Annotated in this window: 4 protein-coding genes and 1 pseudogene; 1 reads left to right on the plus strand and 4 read right to left on the minus strand. The window is 55.5% G+C overall.

The genetic code is table 11. From position 1 onward, the window contains the following. From ACTHO6_RS20950 to ACTHO6_RS20965, 4 genes and pseudogenes are all read right to left on the minus strand, one after another. A pseudogene (locus ACTHO6_RS20950) lies at positions 1–313 on the minus strand (hypothetical protein); the annotation flags it as partial. A gap of 302 nt (positions 314–615) precedes the next feature. Beyond that, on the minus strand, positions 616–1,182 hold the full coding sequence (locus ACTHO6_RS20955; protein WP_440243749.1) for a DoxX family membrane protein: 567 nt from the start codon (positions 1,180–1,182) through the stop codon (positions 616–618). Positions 1,183–1,428: 246 nt separating this feature from the next. Further along, positions 1,429–2,295, minus strand: coding sequence for an RNA polymerase sigma-70 factor (locus tag ACTHO6_RS20960; protein ID WP_440243751.1), 867 nt, complete (start codon positions 2,293–2,295; stop codon positions 1,429–1,431). 58 nt (positions 2,296–2,353) lie between these two features. Next, positions 2,354–3,526 carry an NAD(P)/FAD-dependent oxidoreductase gene (locus ACTHO6_RS20965; RefSeq protein ID WP_440243753.1) on the minus strand — a complete coding sequence of 391 codons (1,173 nt, stop codon included), beginning with the start codon at positions 3,524–3,526 and terminating at the stop codon, positions 2,354–2,356. A gap of 224 nt (positions 3,527–3,750) precedes the next feature. Here ACTHO6_RS20965 and ACTHO6_RS20970 point away from each other — a divergent pair, with 224 nt between their 5' ends. Then, on the plus strand, positions 3,751–4,491 hold the full coding sequence (locus ACTHO6_RS20970) for a GNAT family N-acetyltransferase (RefSeq protein ID WP_440243755.1): 741 nt from the start codon (positions 3,751–3,753) through the stop codon (positions 4,489–4,491). Positions 4,492–4,635 lie beyond the last annotated feature (144 nt).

Below are 4,635 nucleotides of genomic sequence, written 5' to 3' on the forward strand. Positions count from 1 at the left end.
AAATGGTTGAAGAAAATGAAAAACGAAGAAAAAACGAGAATAAGGGAGTCTGACTCAAATATTGAGGGGTTAAACCGAACAGGATGAAACGAAGGACACGGTTGGTGATGTTCATCCTCTGTAGAATTCGAAACAAAAGGTAGCCTAACACGCAAAAGCCATACGTACATCCTGCCAAAATCAGCAAGAAAATGTCATGAGTAGATGAAGGATCTTGGTGGTACCAGGAACCCGAGCCATTTACCCAAAATAAATAATAGACAACAGTAGCGACAGCCAACGAAAGACTTGCTCCGCGTAAATAAACGAACACCGTTTTCACCTTCTTGAAAGTAGGGTAAGGGAGGGGCTGGTTTCTTATCTCGTTCGTCCCGACCATGTATTCATCGTAAATCAGATGGAACTATTTGTAAATGAAAGCGTTAGATGCATATTGCGGCAAAGAAGGTGATTAGGTTCGCGCGAAGGGGAGGGAAGGCAGGAAAAGACGGCATGCCTGATCGAACGCAAAGCGCCGATCCTCACTCGCGACAGGCGGGTGTGACCGGCGCTTTCGATTCGTTGGATGCAGCTTGCGTTGTCCGTTCGTAGCGACTCGTGGCGAGTGCCTGTTGCCTAATGCATTCCTATTTTCTGCGAGGAGGAACGCGTCCAAGGAGTGCCGAGATACGAAAGCGCCCAGCGATCCAGCCCGTACCAGCCCGCTACCTTCCAGGCGAGAACGAGCCAGGTGGCAAAAATGAACAGCAGAGGGTTGGTGCTGACTGTCCCGGCAAACAGGAAGCTGACGTTCATCAGCCCGCCGAAGAAGGCCGCAATGCCAGTGAGCAGGCCAAGGATGAGGCCCAGGCCGACGAGCAGTTCTCCGTAGGCGACGAGGAAGCCAAACAGCTTGGCGTTGGGCAGTACCGCATTTTCCAGGAACCAGGCGTACCAGGCAGTGACGTCTTTTCCTTCCGCCGCTTTCGCAAGCGAGCCTTTGACGAAGCCCTCGATCGCGGCGCCTGCATTGTCTCCCGTCCAGGAGTCCGTATGAATCTTTTTCCATCCGGCGGTAATCCAGGCGTATCCGACATACAATCGGATGAGTAGCCAAATCCAGGCTGAGCGGGTGCTGGTGAACAAAAACTGGGATACGGGATTTTCAGGAATGATGATTTCGTTTTTGCTTGGTGGCCGCATGTGTACGTGCCCTCCTCTGAATAAATCGAATGGATATGGATTCCAAGTGATTGTAACACAAGGACGAACGGCCTGGTGCGTTTTGGGCATAAGTTCATAGGTTGTTCTTTGACACTATTGACACCATGTTAACCGTAGTTCTATCGTCATATGGCCCGCGTCTTCAGCAGTCAGCAGAGGATGACAGACCGTGGAAGACATCCATGTGAAAACGCCCCCTTCGAATCAACCGCGAAGGGGGCGTCGTTAGTAGCGAACAGCTTGCAGCTTATCCGGATTTCGGACGAAGTACAGGCGGTGCAATCGTTCGTTTTCCAGGTGGGGGAACACGACCGTGTCCACCTCGCCGTCCTGGCGGATGACGAGCGCGATCTGCCCGTTTAGCGTCGCAAGCTCTGTTGCAAACGAAGCGTTTTTGGCGAAGCGGACGATCAGGCCGAGCAAAAAACGGGCGACGCGCTCGCCGGATACAATCGGACGAAGCGCTGCGGACACTTTGCCGCCGCCGTCGGCGAGCAGTTCAGCGTCAGCGGATAAAAGGGCGAGCAAAGCCGTTACATCGCCGTTCTCCAGCGCGGCGAGAAAGCGGCTCATCCATTGTTCGTCGAGTGCTGTATCCCTGGCGCGAATCGGGGCGTCGGGGGTGATTCCCAGCTTGCTTTTGGCCCGGCTGATGAGCTTGCGGCAATTGGCCTCGCTTTTGTCTACCAGTCCGGCAATTTCGCTGTAGTCGAAGCCAAACGCTTCGCGCAAGACAAACACCGCCCGCTCCGCCGGGGACAGCCGCTCCAGAAGTACGAGCATGGCGTAAGACAGCAAGTCTTTGGTGACGACGGCATCATAGCTGTCCGCTTCCGGTGTCGGGATCGGCTCCGGGAGCCATGGCCCTGTGTACAGCTCCCGCTTGTGACGGGCCGATTTCAACAGATCGAGACAGCGGTTTGTCGTCATTTTGCACAAGTAGGCTTTCGGCTCCGCGATTTGCTCCAGCGCGATGCCATGGGTTTTCACAAAGACGTCCTGCACGATGTCTTCCGCGTCCGTGGACGAGCCTGTCAGTTGATAAGCAAGATGAAACAGCAGTCCTTTGTATTGCTGGTACAACGCCTCCATCGCGCGCCCCTTCCTTTTACAACTAATGCTTTACAACTCATGCTGCCTGCCTGTTACCTTATTTTATCATGCTGGCGATATTCCACGTGAACTGGCGCAGCTTCCAGCCGAGTTTTCCCGTCAAAATGATGTCCAGCCCCCATTTGCGCGTCCAGACCATGGCTCGCCCCGGCCCCAATCCGACGCAGAAAAAGTCCATGTAGCTCTGATGCGCGGGAGGTGTTGTGCCTTGCAAATCAGCCAGCACGATCTTGCCGAGGCGGGCGGCTTGCCCTGCCGCTTCCTTGCAGGTCATCCGGTCGGCTTGGCCGCTCGCGGGGTCAACGATGCGGGCGCAATCGCCGATACTGTAAATACCGGGAGCGCCAGCCACCCGATAGGACTGATCGACGACCACCTGTCCGTGCGCCGTGAGCGGCAGGCCCATCCGGCGCAGCGCAGGGTTTGGCAGCAGACCGAGCGACCAGACGCACAGGCCGACGGAAAGGGTACGGCCCGAGGACAAGTGCAACTGTCCGCCGCGCTCGCGGATCGCTTTTGTCCCGTGCAAAACCGTGACGCCTGCTTCTGTTAAAGCCTGCTCCAGCTTGCGGGCCATTTTTGCCGAGCCTTCTGGAAAAAGTCGGCTTTGCGCGTTTACTAGATACACCTTGACCTCGGCGGGATCCATCCCGAGGGCTTGCGCTTCCTGGCGCATGGCAAAGGCCAGCTCGGCAGCCGTTTCGATGCCGCTGATGCCCGCTCCTGCTACGGCAAGCGTCAACAGTCGCTGTCTTTCCGCCGGGCTGTTTTCCTGTGCGGCCAGCCGCATGTTGCGCTGCCAGGTGGCGCGGATCGTCTCGGCAGCCGCGACGTCAGTCAAGGCGATGCCGCCCTGCTCCGGCTCCACCTGCCGGATGACGCTGCCCACGGCCAACACGAGCACGTCGTAGGCCAGCGCCTGCTCTTTTCCGGTTGTATCGGCATAGGTGAGCGTTTTCGCGTCTCCATCTACGGACAAGACGGTGCCTTGCAAGCAGTCCACGCCTTCGGGGAAGAGGCTTTTCAGCGGAATGGTGATGTCGGTTTGGGCGGCGGCCACTTGGAACAGCAACACCTTGCGCAGATGGCAAGGCTCCTTGTCAATCAGGATCAGGCGTAGGGGACGTCCTTTCAGTGTGTCCTGGATCGCGTTTACCGCATGGATTCCCGCGTAGCCGCCCCCGACCACGACGACTGTCCGTTCATGCATGAAAATCAGCTCCTTGTGGTGAGTTGACCATAGAACGAGGCAGAGTGATTTTTTGTGACGCGAGGCAGTCGGTTTTTTGGGCGAAAAGGCTCTGGCGCGGAAATGGTTTGTGTCTCCATCAAGTTTTGATAGAATGAAAGAGTTGTGGAAGGGTTTTCCTATCTGGTGCAGGCTGGAGCCTTTTCCGATAGAGAGATAGCGACATTTTTGGGAGGATGGAAAGAATGGCATACAACGTGTACACACAAGCAGAACGTCCTGATTTGAACGATCAGATGGCCGACGTGATCGCAGCGAGTTGGTCTACCTTCATGCTGCATGACGAAGTGGCCGAGCAGCATTACGATCGGCTGGAAGAGTGGTTCGCTTCCTTTCAATACTTGCTGACAGATGAAAACGACAAAGTCATGGCGGTGGGCAATTCGATTCCTTTTTACTGGGATGGTACCCTGGACGGCATGCCAAAAGGCTGGGACGACGTATTCCTGCGCGGAATCGAAGGCTACACCAAAGGGCAAAAGCCAAACACGCTGTCGGCTCTCTCGATTTCGATCGACCCCAAGTACCGCGGACTTGGCCTCAGCCGCCAGATGGTGACGGCGATGAAGGACATCGCCAAGCAAAACGGGCTGGACTACATGGTGGCGCCTGTTCGTCCGTCGCTCAAACACAAATACCCGCTGATCGCAATGGAAAACTACCTCGAATGGAAAACAGCAGACGGCGCTCCTTTTGACCCGTGGGTGCGCACGCACTGGAAGCTGGGCGCGAAAATCATGAAAGTGGCCACGGAATCGATGCTAATCAGAGGCAGCCTGGCGAATTGGGAGGAGTGGACAGGGATGAAATTCCCCGAGTCCGGCACGTACATTATTCCGGATGCGCTCGTTCCGGTGCGCATCGAGGTGGAAAAGGACGAGGTCGTGTACGTGGAACCGAATGTGTGGATGCAGCATTTTCTGTAATTGTGGCGGCACCAGTTGCTGCGTTACGTTACGCGGAATTGTCTGATTTAGGTTAGGAGAGCCGGAATTGATATGCTCCCTCCATAGTAGACAGGCAAAAGAAAGGTCTGTACTGTCTACTGTGGAGGGATTTTTTATGGGGAA

It is taken from the genome of Brevibacillus sp. SAFN-007a, assembly GCF_051967035.1.
GTDB lineage: Bacteria > Bacillota > Bacilli > Brevibacillales > Brevibacillaceae > Brevibacillus.

Coding starts and splice junctions, on each gene's coding strand:
- ACTHO6_RS20965 (WP_440243753.1), bottom strand. CDS start 3,526: ATGCATGAACGGACAGTCGTCGTGGTCGGGGGCGGCTACGCGGGAATC.
- ACTHO6_RS20970 (WP_440243755.1), top strand. CDS start 3,751: ATGGCATACAACGTGTACACACAAGCAGAACGTCCTGATTTGAACGAT.
- ACTHO6_RS20960 (WP_440243751.1), bottom strand. CDS start 2,295: ATGGAGGCGTTGTACCAGCAATACAAAGGACTGCTGTTTCATCTTGCT.
- ACTHO6_RS20955 (WP_440243749.1), bottom strand. CDS start 1,182: ATGCGGCCACCAAGCAAAAACGAAATCATCATTCCTGAAAATCCCGTA.